Genomic DNA, 21329 nt, shown 5'->3' on the forward strand with positions numbered 1-21329 from the left:
GTTTAAAAAATACTACTCTTAATGATTTGCTAAAATTACTAAATGTTATTTTAATGACTAATATTAATAGTACTTTTGTGGCGTTAAAAAAATAAAATGGAAGTAGAAACTACGCTACATGGTACAAAAAAGGCAACCCCTTTAGTAGAAAAAACAGTTTACTCAATACTATTTTCAATCAGTTTTGCCCATTTGCTCAACGATTTAATTCAAGCAATTATTCCGTCTATTTATCCTTTGATGAAGGAAAGTTATAACTTGACCTTTTCACAAATTGGTTTAATCACTTTTGCTTTTCAGTTTTCGGCATCCATTTTCCAACCGTTAGTGGGTTATTATACCGATAAAAATCCAAAGCCTTTCTCCCAAATCTACGGAATGCTGTTCTCCATGGCAGGAATTGTTTCCATTTCCTTTGCCGATAATTTCTACTGGATAATCGCTTCGGTAATTTTAATCGGAACAGGTTCATCCATTTTCCATCCCGAATCGGCACGAATTTCCAATCTAGCTTCGGGCGGAAAACGTGGTTTGGCACAATCTATTTTCCAAGTTGGCGGAAATTTCGGAACAGCACTCGGACCACTTTTAGTAGCATTAATTGTAATTCCAAATTCACAACAATACATTCTTTGGTTCATCATCGTAGCCGCAATCGGATTGGCAATTCTAAGCAAAATTGCCTATTGGTATCGCGACCATTTAGTACTGCGAAAAAACAAAGTGCAACCTTTTATCGATTTTCATAATCTTCCAAAACGAAAAGTACAAATCGCTATTACCATACTTCTAATCGTTATATTTTCTAAGTTTTTCTACTCAGCAAGTCTATCGAGTTATTACCAATTTTACATTATTGATAAATTTGGATTAACCATTAAGCAAGCCCAATTTCACATGTTTATTTACCTGATTGCCTATGCCGTTGGAACCATTCTCGGCGGACCATTAGGCGACAAAATCGGTAGAAAATATGTTATTTGGTTATCCGTTTTCGGAGCGTTTCCTTTTGCTTTGCTGTTGCCTTATGTGAACCTTTTTTGGACTGATGTATTAATGGTTGTCATTGGAATAATCATTTCCTCAGCATTTCCAGCCATTTTGGTTTACGCACAAGAACTATTACCTAAAAAACTCGGCATGGTTTCCGGACTTTTCTACGGTTTTGCCTTCGGAATGGGTGCTTTGGGTTCGGCTTTACTCGGCAAATTGGCAGACGAAACCTCAATTCAATACGTCTATCACGTTTGTTCCTATCTTCCGTTGATTGGTGCAATTTGTTATTTCCTTCCCAATTTAAAGAAAAAAGAGTAGGAGCGAATCGGTAGTGCATTCTTGTTTTCCCTATTCCTGCTTTTCGTTTCAATCTTTTTTGAATTGCCACGGGTTTAAACCCGTGGCAATTCAAAAAAGGATTTCCACTTCAATCAGGGCTAATCAGGATTTGTCTTTTGTTTTTGTTATCATTACATTTACTTTTTTAAATAAAAAACCATGTCACTTAATCCAGAAATACTGAATAAACTCACTCAAATAGTTGGTGAAAATTATATTTTTACCGACATCGAAACTAGAAATCACTACGGTCACGACGAAACCGAAGACTATGTTTTTCCGCCTAATGTTGTCGTTAAACCAGCCAATTCTAACGAAGTTTCACAAATCATAAAAGTAGCCAACGAATATAAAATCCCAACTACACCAATCGGTGCGCGAACGGGTTTAAGTGGTGGCTCATTATCCATTTATGAAGGCATCGGATTGTCATTGGAACGATTAAATAAAATCCTCGAAATAGACGAACAAAACCTTCAAGTTACTGTTGAACCAGCTGTAATAACCCAAGTTTTACGTGAAACCGTTGCCGAAAAAGGATTGTTCTATCCAGTCGATCCAAGCAGTATGGGAAGTTGTTGGATTGGAGGAAACATTGCCGAAAATTCAGGTGGTGCACGAGCGGTGAAATATGGTGTAACCAAAGATTATGTCTTGAATTTAGAAGTTGTTTTGCCAAATGGCGACATCATTTGGACTGGAGCCAATACGTTAAAAAACTCTACAGGTTACAACTTAACCCAATTGATGATTGGCAGCGAAGGAACGCTTGGCGTAATCACGAAAGCGGTTTTGAAATTGCTTCCTAAAAATTCGCATAATGTTTTAATGTTAGTGCCGTTTTACAAAGCACAAGAAGCTTGCGAAGCCGTTTCGGCTATTTTCCGTGCTGGAATTATTCCAAGTGCTTTGGAGTTTATGGAACGCGATGCTATCGATTGGACATTGAAATACCACGACGATATAAGTATCAATGTTGATGACAAAGTTCAAGCGCATTTATTAATTGAAGTAGATGGAAATTATCCAGAAATCTTGATGCTTGAAGCCGAAAAAATAATGTCAGTTGTTGAACAATTTGAAATTGATGAGGTGCTTTTTGCTGATACAGAAGATACAAAAAAGGCCTTGTGGAAAATGCGTCGTTCGGTTGCCGAAGCCGTGAAAGCCAATTCGATTTATAAAGAAGAAGATACGGTTGTGCCACGCTATATGTTGCCTGAACTATTGACAGGAATTAAACGAATAGGAGCGAAGCATGGTTTTAAATCCGTTTGTTATGGTCATGCTGGCGATGGAAATCTACACGTAAACATCATCAAAGGCGATATGACGGATGACAATTGGCAAACACAAGTTCCAATTGGTATTCGTGAAATATTTGAATTAACCGTTTCACTCAAAGGAACGTTGTCGGGCGAACACGGTATTGGTTATGTACAAAAAAACTTCATGGATATTGCTTTTTCACGTTCTCATTTGGAATTGATGGAAAGTATCAAGCGTGTTTTTGACCCAAATAACATTCTAAATCCTGGAAAGATTTTTCCTGACCATTTAACTTAGAATTGTAAAATACGGCATTTGTCGTATTGTTAAATATTTTTAGCTTAGGTAGTTTTGTCTTATAACTTTAAAAACAATTTATGATGAAAAAATTACTTTTTGCTGCTGTTGCAGTATTCGCGTTTGGATTTACAAATGCTCAGGAAACAAAATTTGGTGCTAAAGCAGGATTAGACATGTTATCAGCAAAAGCAGATGGAGCTGGAAGTGTTTCGGCTACTGGTTTCTATGTTGGAGGTTTTGCTGAATTTGGTATTGCAGACAAATTTTCTTTACAACCAGGATTGAATTATCATGCAGCTGCCAAAGATGGAGTTGATTTTAATTACATCAGTATTCCTGTTTTAGTGAAATATACTATTGCAGAAAAATTTAATTTATTGGCTGGACCATCGATGTTCTATAGTTTAGAATCTAACGATGATGACAAAACTAGATTTAATTTTGATATTGGAGCTTCTTACGACATTACAGAAAATCTTTTTGTTGATCCAAGATATTCATTGGGTTTAACAGGTGACACTAAAGTAAGTCACTTTTTAATAGGTGTTGGTTATAGATTTTAATTTATTTCACGTTAGTTTTATTAAACTCCAACTTCAAATGTTGGAGTTTTTTATGCACTAAATTATTTTTAATTAATATTAACAAATAGTCTGTACATTAATCTTATAAAAAAATCCCCAACATTTTTATCTATTGAGGATTATATTCTTAAAAATTATATTATTTATTCGTTAACCAAAACCCATTCGCCACCAGCTAATAAACTTTCGGCTTTTTTGTATTTCATGGTTTCGGTTTTGCCACTCATTACGTGTTTTATAGTAACGTTGTCATTTCTGTTAATCTTTGGTTGATCTCGAACGATGGTTTCTGTTACTTGCGGACGTTGTTGCGTTTGACTTGCTTCTCGGTTTGCTTGTTCGCTGCTTTCAATTTCGTCACGAGTTTCGGTGTAATTGTCATTACGTTTTACTTCTCGTGCTTCTTGAATGTTTTGATTTTGTTGTGGTAAATCGCCTTTAAACAAGAACGAAATCACTTCTTTGTTTACGCTATCAATCATTTTACTAAACAATTTGAACGCTTCCAATTTATAAATCAGTAACGGATCTTTTTGTTCGTGAACAGCTAACTGAACCGATTGTTTTAATTCGTCCATTTTGCGTAAATGTTTTTTCCAAGCTTCATCCACAATCGCCAACGTGATATTTTTTTCAAAATCAGCAACTAGTTGTGCGCCTTCGCTTTCAAATGCTTTTTTCAAATCGGTTACCACATTCAACGTTTTAATTCCATCCGAAAAAGGAACTACAATACGTTCAAATTGATTTCCTTCGTTTTGATAAACATTTGCAATAATAGGGAAAGCTTCTCTTGCGCTACGAGCTGTTTTTTCAGTATAATAAGCCATTGCTGCTTTATATACTTTGCCTGTAATTTCGGTTTCAGACATTTTATCAAATTCAGCCTTTGTTACTGGTGAAGTAATTGAAAAATATCGGATTAATTCAAATTCAAAGTTTTTGAAATCATTTTGTGCTTTGTTATCGCCAACAATTACTTCGCATGTGTCATACATCATGTTGGCAATATCTAGTTTCAATCGTTCTCCGTGCAAAGCATGACGACGACGTTTGTACACTACCTCTCGTTGTGCATTCATTACGTCATCATATTCCAATAGACGTTTACGAGTTCCAAAGTTGTTTTCTTCTACTTTTTTCTGCGCACGTTCGATAGATTTTGTCATCATCGAATGTTGGATAACTTCACCTTCTTTCAATCCCATTCTGTCCATGATTTTGGCAACTCTATCCGAACCAAAAAGACGCATTAAGTTATCTTCTAACGATACATAAAACTGCGAACTTCCAGGATCACCTTGACGACCAGCACGACCACGCAACTGACGGTCAACACGACGTGAGTCGTGGCGTTCTGTACCAATAATTGCTAAACCACCAGCCGCTTTTACTTCTGGAGTTAGTTTAATATCGGTTCCACGTCCAGCCATATTTGTTGCAATGGTTACAACGCCTGGTTTTCCAGCTTCGGCAACGATTTCAGCTTCGCTTTTGTGCATTTTTGCATTTAATACGTTGTGACCTACACCGCGCATTTTCAACATTCTACTCAATAATTCTGAAATTTCAACCGATGTTGTTCCAATTAAAACTGGTCTTCCAGATTGTGATAACTGCGTTACATCTTCGATAACCGCATTGAATTTTTCTCTAACCGAACGGTAGATTAAATCTTCTTTATCTTTTCTTGAAATTCCTCTGTTGGTTGGAATTTCAACTACGTCCAATTTATAAATTTGCCATAATTCGCCAGCTTCAGTAACGGCAGTTCCAGTCATACCAGCCAATTTGCTATACATACGGAAATAATTCTGTAATGTAATCGTTGCAAAGGTTTGAGTTGCCGCTTCAATGGTTACATTTTCTTTGGCTTCAATGGCTTGATGTAAACCGTCAGAATAACGACGACCATCCATAATACGACCAGTTTGTTCATCGACAATCATAATTTTGTTGTCCATGATAACATATTCTACATCTTTTTCAAAAAGTGTATATGCTTTTAATAATTGCGTAAGCGTATGAATTCGTTCCGATTTTACTCCGAAGTCTTGAAATAATCGTTCTTTAGCTTCGGCTTCAGCATCTTTGTCAAGATTTTGTTTTTCGATAATAGCAATTTCGGTTCCAATATCAGGAAGAACGAAGAAGTTTTCATCGGTATCTTGAGAAAGGAATTTTATACCGTTATCGGTCAATTCCACTTGATTATTTTTTTCTTCGATTACAAAATACATTGCTTTGTCTACTTCCGGCATTTTGCGGTTATTGTCTTGCATGTATTCGTTTTCTGTTTTTTGTAAAAGCGCTTTAATTCCTTCTTCACTTAGGAATTTGATCAAAGCTTTATTTTTTGGTAACGAACGATAAGCTCTTAACAGTTGGAAACCACCATCTTTAGTATTTCCTTCTTTGATTAATTTTTTAGCTTCGGTTAAAAATCCATTTGATAATTGACGTTGCAAATTGTAAAGGTTTTCGATTTTTGGTTTTAATTCCATGAACTCATGACGATCACCATCAGGAACTGGACCTGAAATAATTAATGGTGTTCTAGCATCATCAATTAAAACAGAATCGACCTCATCGACAATAGCATAATTGTGTTTTCTTTGAACTAAATCTTCTGGCGAATGTGCCATATTATCACGAAGATAATCGAAACCAAATTCGTTGTTTGTTCCATACGTAATATCAGCTTCGTATGCTTTGCGTCTTGCAGCCGAGTTTGGCGAATGATTATCGATACAATCAACAGTCAATCCGTGGAATTCGAATAAAGGTGCTTTCCAAGTGCTATCACGTTTTGCTAAATAGTCATTCACGGTTACCAAGTGAACTCCGTTTCCAGTTAACGCATTCAAATAGAGTGGAAGCGTTGCTACCAATGTTTTTCCTTCACCGGTTTGCATTTCGGCAATTTTACCATCGTGCAATACGATTCCACCAATCAACTGAACGTCGTAGTGAATCATATCCCAAGTGATTTCTTTTCCGGCAGCATTCCAAGAATTTGCCCAAATGGCGTTGTCTCCATCCAAAGTGATGTAAGCTTTCGTTGCCGAAAATTCTCTGTCTTTTGGTGTTGCTGTAACGGTAATTGATGTGTTTTCTTTGAAACGACGTGCAGTTTCTTTAACCACAGCAAAGGCTTCTGGAAGAATTTCTTTTAAAACTTTTTCTGAAATTTCATAAGCTTCTTTTTCTAAAACATCGATAGCGTTGTAGAAATCTTCTTTTTTATCTACATCGGTAGTGTTTTCTGCTTCTTGTCTAAGCGATTGGATTTTGTTGTCTTTTTCAGCTCGTGCGGCTTTGATTTTCTCTTGGAATTGAACGGTTTTTTTTCTCAAATCATCATGAGACAAAGCCATTAAAGTGCTTTCAAAAGATTTAATTTTAGTAATTAAAGGTTGTATCGCTTTTACGTCTTTTTGAGATTTATCTCCAACAAAAGCTTTGAGAATACTATTTATGAAACTCATAATTGTTTTATTTTATAAAGTGCAAATTTTAACAAAAAAAAAGCCCTAATTCGGACTTTTCAATTGTTGGTTGTTATTTTTTAATATTCATCCTCGTTCCAAAGATAGTCTTCGTCGGTTGGATAATCTGGCCAAATTTCTTCCATTGATTCGTATATTTCGCCTTCGTCTTCAATAGACTGAAGGTTTTCAACTACTTCTAGCGGAGCACCAGCTCTAATAGCGTAGTCAATAAGCTCATCTTTGGTTGCAGGCCACGGCGCATCACTTAAATAGGATGCTAATTCTAATGTCCAATACATCTTCTATCGGTTTTTAATTTATGCAAAAATAAATTTTTAACTGAAAAAGTCAAGTTTTTTTTGATTTATTTTCAATATTAGGTAAGAACGTGCTGATTTTTGATTTAAGAACAGTGATTTTTATAAAACATTTTAAACTTTAAATGTTGATTTTTTATTCTTAAATCGAGAATCGTTAATCAACAATCTAAAATTTCTATTTTCTTGGTATCCACTGAACTTCGTCGGCTTTTAGGTCAAAGGACAACTTTCGTGCCAAGACAAAAAGGTAGTCAGAAAGTCGGTTTAGGTACTTAATTACGAGTTCGTCAGTTGGTTCTATGTCATTCAAATGGACAGCTAAACGCTCGGCACGACGGCAAACGCATCTTGCAATATGACAATATGACACGGTTGTATGTCCGCCAGGAAGTACAAAATGTGTCATTGGTGGCAAACTATTTTCCATAGTGTCGATTTCGGTTTCGAGAAATTCGATATCGGTTTCAAGAATGCCAAGATTTTGAAGGCGTTTTTGACCGTTTTTTAAAACTTCTTTTTCTGGTGGTGTGGCAAGAATTGCGCCAACAGTAAAAAGTCGATCTTGAACTTCAATTAATATGTTTTTATATAAAACATTAATTTCTTGGTCTCGAATTAAACCTATATGCGAATTTAATTCATCTACCGTTCCATAACTTTCGATGCGAATATGATGCTTTGGCACACGTGTTCCGCCGAAAAGCGCTGTGGTTCCGGTATCGCCGGTTTTGGTATATACTTTCATTTTGGGTTTATGTGTTTAAAAGTTTGAGAGTTTATTTTAAACTTAAATTTCTTTTTTCAAAGGTAGCAAAAATTAGAAAGGTTTATCTAATTAGCCCAGATTGTAGTGGAAATCCTTTCTTGAATTGCCGGGTTTAAACCCGTGGCAATTCAAGAAAGATAGAAACGAAAAGCTGGAATTACTATTACTGATAAAGCCCATGCGATTCGCTCATCATAAAACTATTTTATCTTTTAAAATATATAATCCTATAATTTCTTCTTTTGAGTCAACTGTTATCTTGATTTGTAGATTTCCAGATTCAAAATGGCCATTATATATTCCTCTGGATTTCTTTTGACTGTTTTCTTGGTAATCTGTTAGCTCTATAAACAACAAATTTCCGTAATCTTTTTTAACCTTTTTAAACAAATTAAGGAAGTAATTTTTGGGACGTGAATTTTTCATTTTTGTTGAAAATGAATTGAATATCATTTCAAAATTACTGTTGTTAAAGTTTAGAATAAATGAATTTGTTACTTTTTTATGTGTCTCATTTTGCGCAAAAGAAGTAGAAAAATTGAGCAATATAATAATCAAAAAGAAAACTTTTTTCATAACTAAACTATTTTGAGTTGTTTAAATTATAAATGATCTTTATTAATATTATCACTTTCGATTAATCCATCTCGAAGGCGAATAATTCTGTGAGCATAAGCTGCAATGTCTTCTTCGTGCGTTACTAAAATGACAGTGTTTCCAGCGGCGTGAATGTCGCCAAAAAGTTTCATGATCTCGACCGAGGTTTTACTGTCAAGGTTTCCTGTTGGTTCGTCAGCAAGAATGATGGAAGGTTTGTTGACCAAAGCACGAGCAACGGCAACACGCTGGCGTTGTCCACCCGAAAGTTGGTTGGGTTGATGATCCATTCTATCGGCAAGTCCAACTTGGGTTAGTACTTCGGAAGCGCGAGAATTTCTGTCGGATTTTGAATAACCGGCATAAATCATTGGCAAAGCTACATTGTCTAACGCTGTTGTTCTTGGTAAAAGGTTGAAGGTTTGAAAAACGAAACCAATTTCTTTGTTTCTAATTTCGGCTAAATCGTCATCGTGCATTTGGGAAACGTCTTTTCCGTTGAGAATATAACTACCAGAAGTTGGTGTGTCTAAACATCCCAAAAGGTTCATCAGTGTTGATTTCCCTGAACCACTTGGTCCCATTAGTGCAACGTATTCGCCTTTATTGATTTGTAAATCAATGCCTTTTAAAACATTTATGGTTTCGTTTCCAAGCTGGAAATCTCTTTTGATTTGTGTTATGTTGATTAATGGATTTGCCATTTTTAATTGAATTGAGTTTTTTTATTGGTAGTAAATATACTGATATTGTTACAATTGTTTTTTGCTTTTAATTGAAAGAATTATGTAATTTTTATAAATAATTGTGTAATGCTTAAAAATTGATGTTGGATTAGTTTTACATCAACATTTAAACCTTATAAAATGAAAAAAAGTATTTTGAAATATGGAGTTTTTTTTATCGTAGCAGTGAGTTTAGTTTCTTGTAAAAACAAGGAGTTGGAAATTGCGGATAAAAAAATAGCTTCATTGGAAAGTTATGTAGATTCTATTGAAGCGATTAATATTGAAGAAACGGAAACCAATTGGGACAGAATTTCTAGTGATTTTGATAGAAAAAATTTAGAATCGAGTGATGCGATATCAAAGTTAACTGAAGATGTAAAGTATACTAGTCAGGCAAAAATTGATAGTATTAATGCACGATATGTTATTGTTAAAACAACTATTGAAACAAAAGCGGCAAAAAAACAGGTTATCAATCCAAATCAACTTTTGAGAGATCGATTTTTTGGTGCTGGAAAAATTGGTGAAGACATGAATTTTTCGTGGGTTAATAAAGATAATATTTTGAGTACATATCAAAGTTTCTTTGATACTTACAAAGCAAATAAAAGTGATTTTTCTAGAGAAGATTATGATGAAGTTAAGTTAATGTATGAAGCATTAGATACAAGAAAAAACACAGTTGAAAAAGAAGGTTTGTCATCTAGTGATAATACTAAAATTGCATCAATAAAATTTAAATTTGCTCCAATGTTTAAAGTAAACAGAATTGGTGCTAAAGCAAGAGAAAATGAAGAGGCAAAAGAATAATTTTTAAGTTTATTTATTCAATTCAGAAAATAGCAATCAGTAATGGTTGCTATTTTTTTTACACTCTAATTGTAAAATGTTCTTTTTCTTGTTCGGCTCTAAAGAACACAATTCCCCATTGAAATGTATCGATGGTTACAGTAATTTTTGGATGATTTTTTATGGTTTCCCATGCTTCTTCCATGTCTTTGCTCCAGTGAATGTCGTCAAAAATCCAAACGGTTTCGTTAGCAATAGTTGGAAGTAAAAGTTCAAAATAGTCAAGTGTTGCTTGTTTGGAATGGTTTCCGTCGAAGTAAATCAGTTGTCGGTTGTCGGTTGTCAGTTGTTGGGTTTTCAGATAGCTTGAAAATTCTGTTGTTTCCACTCTTGCATTAAAGAAACCAAACTTTTGCAATAAGGTTATAGCAACTTCAGATGTTTTTGGGCAACCTTCAAGTGAAGTAATTTTTGCATTTGAGTTACCTAAAGAAAGAGCAGATGTTGCTAATCCTAATGAAGTTCCAATTTCCAGAATAGTATCAGGTTGAAAATATTTTGTTATTCTGAAAAGTAACTCGGCTCTTTTTGGAGAAATTCCAGCAGTTTTAGCAATTTTTGAGATTTGTCTTTTGTTGGATTTAAAAACACGTGAACCTACACCAAAATCAGTTACGTCGATGAAGTTTTTGTTTTCAAGTAATGATTTCCGATAGTTTTTTAGAATGGAATATTCGGGATGTTTTATTTTATCATAAAAGCATTTCGTTACTAAATCATACACAAACGGCGAATGAACTCCGTGTTGGTTTTTGGAATTGTAGAGGAATTTCAGATATGATTTAATGATTTGTAGCACAGTTTTCAGTCACAGTTTTCAGTCACAGTTTTCAGTCTGTCAACTGAGACTGAGACTGCAAACTTTTTTATTATTCCATTTTTGAAGAAAGCTCAAACCAACGTTCTTCTTTTTCTTCTAGTTTTTTTATGATTTTTTCCAATTCGTTGGCTTTATTCGTAATTTCAGCATCGGATACTTTTCCTTCGGCAAAAAGATTTTCGATTTGTTTCTTTTCATATTCCAAATCTTTGATTTCACGTTCCAATTTGTTGAATTCTTTTTGCTCGTTGAAATTTAAACCAGCAGCAGTCGAGTTGTTTTGCTTCCAACTATTTTTCTCCGTATTAACCGAATTTAATTCTTTTTTGGTTGGTTCCGAACTATCTTCATACGCTCTAAAATCGGAATAATTTCCTGGGAAATCTTCAATTTGTCCTTCGCCACGGAAAATAAATAAATGATCCACAATTTTATCCATAAAATAGCGGTCGTGCGACACTACAAGCAGACATCCTGGATAATCCAAAAGGAAACTTTCCAAAACATTTAGCGTAACGATATCCAAATCATTCGTTGGTTCATCCAAAATAAGAAAGTTGGGATTTTGAATTAAAACCGTACACAAATACAATCGTTTCAATTCGCCACCGCTAAGTTTTTCTACAAAATCATATTGCTTTTTGGCATCAAAAAGAAAACGTTCTAACAACTGCGAAGCCGAAATGATTTTCCCTTTCGTCAGCGGAATGTATTCGCCATATTCTTTAATGATATCAATAACTTTTTGTCCCGGTTTTGGATTAATGCCGCTTTGCGTATAATAACCCACTTTAATCGTATCGCCAATGACAACTTTTCCACTATCTGGAACCATTGTCTTGGTTAAAATATTAAGAAATGTTGATTTTCCTGTTCCGTTTTTACCAATAATTCCTATGCGTTCACCACGTTGAAAATCATACGTAAAATTGTCGAGAATAACTTTGTCTTTGAATTTTTTAAACAATTTGTGAAGCTCAATAATTTTGCTTCCCATGCGTTCCATGTTGATTTCCAGCTCAACTACATTTTCTTTTCTGCGGCTTTCAGCAACTTCCTTAATTTTATAAAAATCATCCTGACGGGATTTCGATTTGGTTGTTCTAGCCTTAGGTTGTCTTCGCATCCAAGCCAATTCTTTTACAAACAAGTTTTGCGCTTTGTCTATCGATGAATTTTCCATCGCAATTCGTTCTTCTTTTTTCTGCAAATAGTAAGAGTAATTGCCTTTGTACGAATATAATTTTCCGTTGTCAAGTTCGATAATTTCATTACAAACACGTTCTAAGAAAAATCGATCGTGCGTTACCATAAATAAAGTTATGTTTTCCTTTGCAAAATAACTTTCCAACCATTCAATCATTTCCAAATCCAAATGGTTAGTTGGTTCATCCAAAATCAACAAATCCGGACGATTAATCAAAATAATTGCTAAAGACAAACGCTTTTTTTGTCCACCCGAAAGCGATTTCACTTTCAGTTTCAAATCGTCCAATTTCAGTTTGGACAAAATTTGCTTGAACTGCGTTTCAAAATCCCAAGCATTATGACGATCCATTTCATCAAAAGCCAATTGGTATTTTTCCTCATCCTCAGGGTTTTCCAACGCTTTTTCATAGCGTTCAATCACCTTTAAAACATCGTTATCACTAGCAAAAATACTTTCCTCAATCGTCAGTTCATCTTGCAGTAAATTATTCTGCGACAAAAACGCCATTTTAATGCCTTTTCTAATGATAATTTGCCCAGTATCAGGTTCATCATCACCATTAATCATGCGCATAATTTGGGTTTTTCCCGAACCATTTTTGGCAATAAAAGCAATTTTTTGGTCTTTATTAATTCCAAACGAAATGTCCTTAAACAATGTTCGTTCGCCAAACGATTTCGATATATTTTCTACAGAAAGGTAATTCACAATATTATTTTTTACGATTGCAAAAGTAGTTCATTACAAAGCAAGAAGCAATCTTTTCTTTTGGAACGAATCGTTCGGGATTTATCGGTATTCCATTTTCCCGCTTTACATTACAATCTTTTTTTTCAAAAAAGGATTTCCATTTCAAATGAAATTCATCGAACACAGATAAAAATCATTTCATCAGTGAGATAATCGGGGTTAAAAAACAATCGTCTTTTGTGTTTATCTACAATTTTACACCAGTCAGGTTTCAAAAACCTGACTGGTATATTAACTAATTCAAACTTTTCGTATATTTACAATTCAAATTTTTTTCAAAATGACTTCCAAAAAGAAAAATACAATAAACGAACCATCAGAAGTGTATGAAACAACTCCAAAAGTTGAAGCAACTTCCGAGGAATTGCATCCAGTTTTGGTAAAACTCTTGGAAAAATCAATTAAAGAACATCAAGATGGAAAGGTTTTTTCTCATGAAGAAGCAAGACAAATAATTAAATCAAAGTTTCCTTTTTTGAAATGAGTTTCTCTTTTAAATGGAATTTAACAGCTATAAATTCCTATACAGAAGAATTAGGATTTATTTTGTTGAAGTGGAATGAAAAAGAAGTTCAAAAATTTGAAGATTTAGTTGATATAAATTTAAATCGTCTTTCAATAAATCCTGAAATTGGAATTTTTAATAAAAAATACAAATTGTATTGTCTAGTTATTTCAAAACAAACAACACTATATTATAGTTTCAACACTGAAAAAAAAGTAATTGAACTACATGTTTTTTGGAACAATCTAAAAAATCCTGAAGATTTAGAAAAGTTGCTTTAAATTTGTCCAATGCAACTATCCGTAATTATCCTCAATTATAACGTCCGTTATTTTCTCGAACTCTGTGTTTTGAGTGTGCAAAAAGCCATTCAGAATATTGATGCCGAGATAATTGTGGTTGACAACAATTCATCAGACGATAGTTGTGCAATGATGAAAGAATACTTTCCTAACGTTAAACTCATCGAAAATAAAGCCAATTTTGGTTTCCCAAAAGGAAATAACATTGGCGTTGACCAAGCCAAAGGCGAATACATTTGCATTCTAAATCCTGATACGGTTGTCGCCGAAGATACATTTGAAAAAATACTGAATGCTGTCACATCGAGCGCAGTCGAGATGCCAAACTTGCAACACGCAACACGCAACACGCAACTCGGAATAATAGGTTGCAAACTCATCGACGGAACAGGAAACTTTTTGCCCGAAAGCAAGCGTGGCGTTCCAACACCTTGGGTTGCTTTTACCAAAATCTTCGGATTGTATAAAATTTCAAATGTTTTTGGTAAATATTATGCACAACATTTATCGGAAAATCAATCGGGAAAAGCGGATATTCTCGTTGGTGCTTTTATGGTAATGAAACGAAGATTATATCTTGAAGTTGGTGGATTTGATGAAAATTGTTTTATGTATTCGGATGATATCGATTTGAGTTATATGGTCAAAAAATCGGGTAGAGAAAACTACTATTTTGCAGAAACTTCGGTAATACATTATAAAGGTGAAAGCACCGTTCGTGATGAAAAATACATGAAGCGTTTTCAAGAAGCGATGAATTTTTTCTATAACAAACATTTTAAAAAGTCATTGTTTTTTAGTGGATTTATGAAAATTGGTGCTTTTGTTTTTTCCAAAATCAAAAAATCACAACAAAAAAATAGAAGTATAGCAGTTGACAATTATATTTTATTCTCCAAAAACGAAGTACAATTAGCATTAGAAAAACCAATTAGTTTTCAATCTAATCTTCTTGAATTTTCCTTAAATAAAAATAAACATACCGAAATTATCTTTGATTTTCAGTCGTTTTCGTTCAAAGAAATCATTGATTTTATGCAAAAACATAAAGCTGCTACTATCACTTATAAAATGTATTTACCACAGTCAAAAGTAATTATTGGCAGTAATCACGCAAACGATATAGGAGAAATTATAAATTTATCAAAAATTGCATAATTCGTAGTGTTTGCTCAAAACAATTAGTATTTTTGCATCGAAATTTAAAACACACAACTTTAGTTTATAGATATGGCAAAGTTTGAATTGAAATTACCTAAAATGGGTGAAAGCGTTGCTGAGGCAACAATTACGAATTGGCTAAAAAATGTTGGCGATAAAATCGAAATGGATGAAGCAGTACTTGAAATCGCTACTGATAAAGTAGATAGCGAAGTTCCAAGTGAAGTTTCGGGAGTTTTGGTAGAACAACTTTTTGGTAAAGACGATGTTGTAAAAGTAGGTCAAACCATTGCAATTATCGAAACTGAAGGTGGAAGTTCATCTGCTGAAAATAGTTCTGTCACATCGAGCGCAGTCGAGATGCCAATTGCTGTTGCAGAAGTTACCAAAACTATTGAAGTAGCCAAAGAAACTGTCGCTCCAGTTGATTTTTCAGGTTCAGATAAATTCTTTTCGCCATTAGTAAAAAATATTGCTAATCAAGAAGGTGTTTCTGTTGCTGAATTGGAAAGTATTTCGGGTTCAGGAAAAGATGGTCGCGTTACGAAAGACGATATTTTGAATTTTGTAAAAAATAGAACTAATCAGCCAGTTGTAGCACAAACGGTAACTCCAGTAGTAAAACCTGTTGTTCAAAATGTTCAACCAACAGCAACTTCTGCAGTGCCAGTTTCAGTAAATGGTGGCGACGAAATCATTGAAATGGACAGAATGCGTAAGTTAATTTCTGGCTATATGGTTGCTTCGGTTCAAACTTCGGCTCACGTACAATCGTTTATTGAAGTTGATGTTACGAATATCGTGAAATGGAGAGATAAAGTGAAAGGCGCTTTTGAAAAACGCGAAGGTGAAAAATTGACGTTTACACCAATTTTCATGGAAGCGGTTGCCAAAGCATTGAAAGATTTCCCTGGAATGAATATTTCTGTAGATGGCGATTACATTATTAAAAAGAAAAATATCAACCTTGGAATGGCTGCGGCTTTACCAAATGGAAATTTAATTGTTCCAGTAATTAAAAATGCGGATCAGTTGAATTTAGTTGGAATGGCAAAAGCGGTAAACGATTTAGGAAATCGTGCGAAAGCTGGAAAATTAAAACCAGACGATACACAAGGCGGAACATATACTGTAACGAATGTTGGAACTTTTGGTTCTGTATTTGGAACCCCAATTATCAATCAACCTCAAGTGGGAATTTTAGCTCTTGGAGCGATTAGAAAAGTTCCTGCGGTTATAGAAACTCCAGAAGGTGATTTCATCGGAATTCGTCAAAAAATGTTTTTATCTCACAGTTATGACCACAGAGTTGTTGACGGTGCGCTTGGCGGAAGCTTTGTAAAACGAGTAGCCGATTATTTGGAAGCTTTTGATGTGAATAGAGAATATTAAAAAAATAAAAACCGTATCAGTTTAAAATTGATACGGTTTTTTTAATTTTTGGGTATTTCTAAGTTAAAAAGCTACTTCACTTTTATACTGAATATCATTGATATTATTAGGATTTAATTCATACCTGTATAAACCAAAATCACCTATTGCATAAAGCGTATTGTTATTTATAATAATATCAAAACATTCTTTATTAATTGTATTTACTAATACTGGTTCAGCTGGATTTTGAATATCAAATATTTTTATTACATCGTCACAAACTAAAAGGTAGTTGTTGTAAAGACTTAATCCTTTTGGATAAGTAAGATTTCTTGAGTGAATTAATATTGGATTATTAACATCTGTTGTATTATACACTTGTAAAACATTTAAATTATTTCCACAAAAAGTACCCGAATGTAAAGTTACAAATGCATGCGTAGCATTAGCAACAACTGGATCACAAGCTGTAAAATGTTGAGCTTGTGATAAAAGAATAGGATTCTCTGGATTTTCTATAGAATAAATAAACATTCCATTTCTAGATCCAATAAATAAATAATTTTCAAAAGAAAACAATGTTTCAATATTAAAACCAACTTCAACTTCATTTACACTTACAGGAGCTGACGGATTTAAAAGAGAAAACACATTCAATTTTGAATTATCTACTCCATATAGATAGTTGCCTTTCAATGCAAAAATAGCCAAAGAACCACCTTGTCCATCACTTGTTTCGTTGTTATTTTGATCTGTTGAACAACCAAAGAATAATACTGAAAGTAAAAGAATAATATTTTTTTTCATAATTAATTTGAATTGGTCCAGTCAATAACAACTTGATTTTGTTTTTCTTTTGCCATAAATCCGTCGGGAGAAACTTTGGGTGGAAAAGCATTTTTTATTCGATTAGTAACTGTGACAGAGTTAGCAGAAGTATTATAGTTAATTGTAACTAAATCGGTTGCTTGATTGACATATAAAATATTATTTCGAATAGCAACATCTGTAGCACCAGGAATGTTTATATACCCAATTTTTACTGGATTATTTGGATTGGAATAATTATAAATTTGAAATCCTTTGTTTACATCATTTAAGTACATTATTTCATCTTTAATGTATATTTTTCCTGATTTTAAAATTGATTTAGGTGCTTCAAATTTTATAGAATTTTCAAAATCAGAACGTTTCATATAAACAGGTTTAAAACTACTTCTGGAATCAACTTCTCCAAATCCAAAACAGCTCGAGAAAAGATAGTAAACAAGTAGTAATGTCGAGTAATTCTTTATTGTCATATTAATTTTATTTTTAAGACGTAGCAATGTAAAAAAGGTTGCGTTCAATAATTGCTAGTTAAAGAGATTTAATAATTTGTTTAAATAAAAAACACCTTTAGAGAAATTAATTTCCAAAGGTGTTTTTTAAGAGTTATTTATTTAAAAAATTATTTTCTTTTCAATACTTTTTCAACGGCTTCCACAATCGCTTGATTGTTCAGCTTGTATTTTTCCATTAATTGGTCAGGTGTTCCACTTTCGCCAAAACTATCGTTTACAGCAACGAATTCTTGTGGAACTAAATGATTTTGAACCAAAGTTCTCGAAACGCTTTCGCCTAAACCACCAATGATATTGTGTTCTTCGGCAGTAACTACACAACCAGTTTTCTTAACCGATTTTAAAATAGCTTCTTCGTCAAGTGGTTTAATCGTGTGAATATTAATTACTTCAGCAGAAATACCTCTGGCTTCCAAAGCTTCAGCAGCAATCAACGCTTCCCAAACCAAATGTCCAGTAGCAATAATCGTTACATCGGTTCCTTCGTTGAGCATAATTGCTTTTCCAATCACAAACGGTTCGTCAGCAGGAGTGAAGTTTGGCACAACTGGACGACCAAAACGTAAATATGCTGGACCATGATGTTCTGCCAATGCAATCGTTGCTGCTTTAGTTTGGTTATAATCACAAGTGTTGATTACTGTCATTCCTGGCAACATTTTCATCAAACCGATGTCTTCCAAAATTTGGTGTGTTGCACCATCTTCTCCAAGTGTCAAACCAGCATGCGAAGCACAAATCTTCACGTTTTTATCCGAATAAGCCACCGATTGACGGATTTGATCATAAACTCTTCCCGTAGAAAAGTTAGCAAACGTTCCTGTAAAAGGAATTTTTCCTCCAATGGTTAATCCGGCAGCAATTCCAATCATATTAGCTTCTGCAATTCCAATTTGGAAAAAACGCTCTGGATGATTTTTCTTGAAATCGTCAAACTTCAATGAACCAATTAAGTCGGCACAAAGTGCTACGACATTTTCATTTTTTTGTCCCAATTCGGTCATTCCTTCACCAAATCCTGAACGTGTATCTTTACTTCCTGTATTTTCGTATTTTTTCATTTGTTTGTGTTGTGTTTTAAATTGTAGTAATACTTTCTTATTAATAGTCTTGATTCTTAATACTTAAGTCTTAATACAATTAATAATCTCCCAAAGTCTCAGCATTTTGAGCCAAACCAATAGCTAACTGATCATCATTTGGCGCTTTTCCATGCCAAGCATGCGTATGCATCATAAAATCAACGCCATTACCCATAACCGTGTGCAACAAAATACAAACCGGTTTTCCTTTACCTGTTCTACTTTTAGCATCTTCCAATCCAGCAATGATGGCGTCAATATTATTTCCTTCTTTGATTTCTAAAACATCCCAGTCGAAAGCCTCAAACTTAGCTTTCAAATTTCCTAAAGATAATACATCATCCGTTGAACCATCAATTTGCTGACCGTTGAAGTCAACAGTTGCGATTAAATTATCTACTTTTTTTGCCGAAGCATACATAATCGCTTCCCAGTTTTGACCTTCTTGCAATTCGCCATCACCTAGCAAAGCATAAACTAAATGGTTGTCTTTGTTTAGTTTTTTAGCTTGCGCCGCACCAATTGCTACTGATAATCCTTGTCCTAATGAACCCGAAGCCATTCTAATTCCTGGCAAACCTTCATGCGTAGTTGGATGTCCTTGCAATCTCGAATTTAACTTTCTAAAAGTTGCCAATTCCGATACTTGGAAATAACCACTTCTTGCTAAAACGCTGTAAAAAACAGGCGAAATGTGACCATTTGATAAGAAAAATAAATCTTCTCCAATACCGTTCATATCAAATCCTGAATTGCGTTTCATTTGATGTTGATAAAGCACAGTAAAAAATTCAGCACAGCCAAGCGAACCACCAGGATGACCAGAATTTACGGCATGAACCATACGAAGAATGTCTCTTCTAACTTGTGTTGTAAAATCTTGTAAATGTTGCGTGTTAGACATTTTATGTAGTTAAAAATTTAATGTCGCAAAAGTAATTCTATTTTTTCGAAAGACAAAAGTTTTGTACATTACTTATCAAACGTTTGTTAATAAGAAATTTCACTTTATAAAATGTGTTAGAAATTCATTTTCAACCTTTAGCAACTCATTTTTACCCTTTAGCAATTCATTTCATGTCTTTAGCAGAACATTTTATGCCTTTAGTAATTCATTTTATGTCTTTAGCAGAACATTTTGTGCTTTTAGCAACTTATTTATAACCTTTAGCAAAACATTTTGTGCTTTTAGCAACTCATTTATAACCTTTAGCAAAACATTTTGTGCTTTTAGCAACTCATTCATAACCTTTAGCAGAACATTTTGTACTTTTAGTAACTCATTTATAACCTTTAGCAGAACTCAATTCGATTATGTTAAATAATTTCATAATTACTAATTGATAAATCCGAATTAATTTATCTTTGCCGACTATAATTGTACAAATGAAATTCGATTTACTACAAAAAGATACACAGTCAAAAGCCAGAGCAGGAACAATAACTACTGATCATGGCGTAATAGAAACTCCAATATTCATGCCTGTTGGAACCGTTGGAACCGTAAAAGGTGTTCATCAGCGCGAATTAAAAGACGATATCAATCCCGATATTATTCTTGGAAATACTTATCATTTATACCTTCGTCCACAAACCGAAATTCTCGAAAAAGCTGGAGGTTTGCATAAATTCATGAATTGGGATAGAAATATTTTAACCGATTCTGGTGGTTATCAAGTCTATTCGCTTTCTGCCAATAGAAAAATTAAAGAAGAAGGAGTAAAGTTCAAAAGTCATATCGATGGTTCGTATCACTTTTTTACTCCCGAAAATGTAATGGAAATTCAGCGTTCTATTGGTGCCGATATTATCATGGCATTTGACGAATGTACACCATATCCATGTGATTATCGTTATGCAAAACGTTCAATGCACATGACACATCGTTGGTTGGACAGATGTATCACTCATTTAGATAAATTACCATTCAAATATGGTTATGAGCAAACATTTTTCCCAATAGTTCAAGGAAGTACATACAAAGACTTACGTCAACAATCTGCTGAATATATTGCTAATGCAGGTCAACAAGGAAATGCCATCGGTGGTTTATCTGTTGGTGAACCAGCCGAAGAAATGTATGCCATGACCGAAGTGGTTTGTGAAATCCTTCCAGAAGATAAACCACGTTATTTAATGGGAGTTGGAACACCAATCAACATTCTAGAAAATATAGCTTTAGGAATTGACATGTTTGATTGTGTTATGCCAACGCGTAACGCAAGAAACGGAATGCTTTTCACAGCCAACGGAACAATCAACATGAAAAACAAAAAATGGGAAGCCGATTTTTCACCAATAGACGAAATGGGAATCACATTTGTTGATACACAATATACCAAAGCCTATCTTCGCCATTTGTTTACTGTAAATGAATTATTAGGAAAGCAAATCGCAACCATTCATAATCTAGGTTTCTACATGTGGTTGGTTCGCGAAGCCAGAAAACATATATTAGCAGGAGATTTTAGAACTTGGAAAGACATGATGGTGAAAAATATGAGCCAACGATTATAAAGTCAGAAATCAGAAGTTAGAAATTA

Annotated in this window: 21 protein-coding genes; 10 read left to right on the top strand and 11 right to left on the bottom strand. The window is 34.0% G+C overall.

Annotation, left to right across the window (positions count from 1 at the left end; all coding sequences use genetic code 11):
• The first annotated feature begins 96 nt into the window (after positions 1–96).
• The 3 genes from IAI56_RS05100 (at position 97) to IAI56_RS05110 (ending at position 3467) form a co-directional block, all read left to right on the top strand.
• On the top strand, positions 97–1314 hold the full coding sequence (locus IAI56_RS05100; protein ID WP_187656844.1) for an MFS transporter: 1218 nt from the start codon (positions 97–99) through the stop codon (positions 1312–1314).
• Between the two features lie 180 nt (positions 1315–1494).
• Positions 1495–2901, top strand: a complete 1407-nt coding sequence (locus tag IAI56_RS05105; RefSeq protein ID WP_187656845.1) for an FAD-binding oxidoreductase — start codon at positions 1495–1497, stop codon at positions 2899–2901.
• 83 nt (positions 2902–2984) lie between these two features.
• Positions 2985–3467: an outer membrane beta-barrel protein gene (locus IAI56_RS05110; RefSeq protein ID WP_187656846.1), complete on the top strand. Its 483-nt coding sequence runs from the start codon at positions 2985–2987 to the stop codon at positions 3465–3467.
• A 164-nt stretch (positions 3468–3631) separates the two neighbouring features.
• Here the strand turns inward: IAI56_RS05110 and secA are convergent, their stop codons facing one another.
• From secA to IAI56_RS05135, 5 genes are all read right to left on the bottom strand, one after another.
• Entirely contained in the window at positions 3632–6976 is a 3345-nt protein-coding gene (secA, locus tag IAI56_RS05115; protein ID WP_187656847.1) for a preprotein translocase subunit SecA, read from the bottom strand.
• A gap of 80 nt (positions 6977–7056) precedes the next feature.
• Entirely contained in the window at positions 7057–7278 is a 222-nt protein-coding gene (locus IAI56_RS05120) for a DUF2795 domain-containing protein (RefSeq protein ID WP_022828503.1), read from the bottom strand.
• A gap of 196 nt (positions 7279–7474) precedes the next feature.
• Positions 7475–8044: a cob(I)yrinic acid a,c-diamide adenosyltransferase gene (locus tag IAI56_RS05125; RefSeq protein ID WP_187656848.1), complete on the bottom strand. Its 570-nt coding sequence runs from the start codon at positions 8042–8044 to the stop codon at positions 7475–7477.
• A 213-nt stretch (positions 8045–8257) separates the two neighbouring features.
• Complete coding sequence (locus IAI56_RS05130) at positions 8258–8641, bottom strand: DUF3887 domain-containing protein (protein ID WP_187656849.1); 384 nt, start codon at positions 8639–8641, stop codon at positions 8258–8260.
• A 26-nt stretch (positions 8642–8667) separates the two neighbouring features.
• On the bottom strand, positions 8668–9366 hold the full coding sequence (locus IAI56_RS05135) for an ABC transporter ATP-binding protein (protein WP_187656850.1): 699 nt from the start codon (positions 9364–9366) through the stop codon (positions 8668–8670).
• 162 nt (positions 9367–9528) lie between these two features.
• On the opposite strand from IAI56_RS05135, the gene IAI56_RS05140 reads away from it, so the two are divergent.
• On the top strand, positions 9529–10200 hold the full coding sequence (locus IAI56_RS05140; protein WP_187656851.1) for a hypothetical protein: 672 nt from the start codon (positions 9529–9531) through the stop codon (positions 10198–10200).
• Between the two features lie 58 nt (positions 10201–10258).
• Here the strand turns inward: IAI56_RS05140 and IAI56_RS05145 are convergent, their stop codons facing one another.
• Both IAI56_RS05145 and IAI56_RS05150 read right to left on the bottom strand, forming a co-directional pair.
• On the bottom strand, positions 10259–11038 hold the full coding sequence (locus IAI56_RS05145; RefSeq protein WP_187656852.1) for an O-methyltransferase: 780 nt from the start codon (positions 11036–11038) through the stop codon (positions 10259–10261).
• Between the two features lie 70 nt (positions 11039–11108).
• Positions 11109–12977 (bottom strand): ABC-F family ATP-binding cassette domain-containing protein, encoded by a 1869-nt coding sequence (locus tag IAI56_RS05150; protein ID WP_187656853.1) that lies wholly within the window; start codon positions 12975–12977, stop codon positions 11109–11111.
• A 322-nt stretch (positions 12978–13299) separates the two neighbouring features.
• Here IAI56_RS05150 and IAI56_RS05155 point away from each other — a divergent pair, with 322 nt between their 5' ends.
• The 4 genes from IAI56_RS05155 to IAI56_RS05170 all read left to right on the top strand — a co-directional run bounded on the left by IAI56_RS05155 (position 13300) and on the right by IAI56_RS05170 (position 16379).
• Positions 13300–13503, top strand: a complete 204-nt coding sequence (locus tag IAI56_RS05155; RefSeq protein ID WP_187656854.1) for a hypothetical protein — start codon at positions 13300–13302, stop codon at positions 13501–13503.
• Positions 13500–13805, top strand: a complete 306-nt coding sequence (locus tag IAI56_RS05160) for a hypothetical protein (RefSeq protein WP_187656855.1) — start codon at positions 13500–13502, stop codon at positions 13803–13805. The genes IAI56_RS05155 and IAI56_RS05160 overlap by 4 nt, the downstream gene beginning before the upstream one ends.
• A 9-nt stretch (positions 13806–13814) precedes the next feature.
• Positions 13815–14984 carry a glycosyltransferase family 2 protein gene (locus IAI56_RS05165; RefSeq protein WP_187656856.1) on the top strand — a complete coding sequence of 390 codons (1170 nt, stop codon included), beginning with the start codon at positions 13815–13817 and terminating at the stop codon, positions 14982–14984.
• A gap of 72 nt (positions 14985–15056) precedes the next feature.
• Positions 15057–16379 carry a dihydrolipoamide acetyltransferase family protein gene (locus IAI56_RS05170; RefSeq protein ID WP_187656857.1) on the top strand — a complete coding sequence of 441 codons (1323 nt, stop codon included), beginning with the start codon at positions 15057–15059 and terminating at the stop codon, positions 16377–16379.
• A gap of 63 nt (positions 16380–16442) precedes the next feature.
• On the opposite strand, the gene IAI56_RS05175 is transcribed toward IAI56_RS05170, so the two are convergent.
• From IAI56_RS05175 to IAI56_RS05190, 4 genes are all read right to left on the bottom strand, one after another.
• The gene (locus IAI56_RS05175; protein WP_187656858.1) at positions 16443–17168 is read right to left on the bottom strand and encodes an LVIVD repeat-containing protein; all 726 of its coding nucleotides are present in this window, start codon (positions 17166–17168) and stop codon (positions 16443–16445) included.
• A gap of 2 nt (positions 17169–17170) precedes the next feature.
• Positions 17171–17662, bottom strand: a complete 492-nt coding sequence (locus tag IAI56_RS05180; RefSeq protein WP_187656859.1) for a hypothetical protein — start codon at positions 17660–17662, stop codon at positions 17171–17173.
• A gap of 149 nt (positions 17663–17811) precedes the next feature.
• Complete coding sequence (locus tag IAI56_RS05185) at positions 17812–18765, bottom strand: transketolase family protein (protein WP_187656860.1); 954 nt, start codon at positions 18763–18765, stop codon at positions 17812–17814.
• A 79-nt stretch (positions 18766–18844) separates the two neighbouring features.
• Positions 18845–19690, bottom strand: a complete 846-nt coding sequence (locus IAI56_RS05190; RefSeq protein ID WP_187656861.1) for a transketolase — start codon at positions 19688–19690, stop codon at positions 18845–18847.
• Between the two features lie 113 nt (positions 19691–19803).
• Between IAI56_RS05190 and IAI56_RS05195 the strand changes: the two genes are divergently transcribed.
• Together IAI56_RS05195 and tgt are read left to right on the top strand one after the other, a co-directional pair.
• Positions 19804–19950: a hypothetical protein gene (locus IAI56_RS05195; RefSeq protein ID WP_187656862.1), complete on the top strand. Its 147-nt coding sequence runs from the start codon at positions 19804–19806 to the stop codon at positions 19948–19950.
• Between the two features lie 222 nt (positions 19951–20172).
• Positions 20173–21303, top strand: a complete 1131-nt coding sequence (gene tgt / locus IAI56_RS05200; RefSeq protein WP_187656863.1) for a tRNA guanosine(34) transglycosylase Tgt — start codon at positions 20173–20175, stop codon at positions 21301–21303.
• Positions 21304–21329 lie beyond the last annotated feature (26 nt).

Source organism: Flavobacterium macrobrachii (assembly GCF_014486675.1).
GTDB lineage: Bacteria > Bacteroidota > Bacteroidia > Flavobacteriales > Flavobacteriaceae > Flavobacterium > Flavobacterium macrobrachii.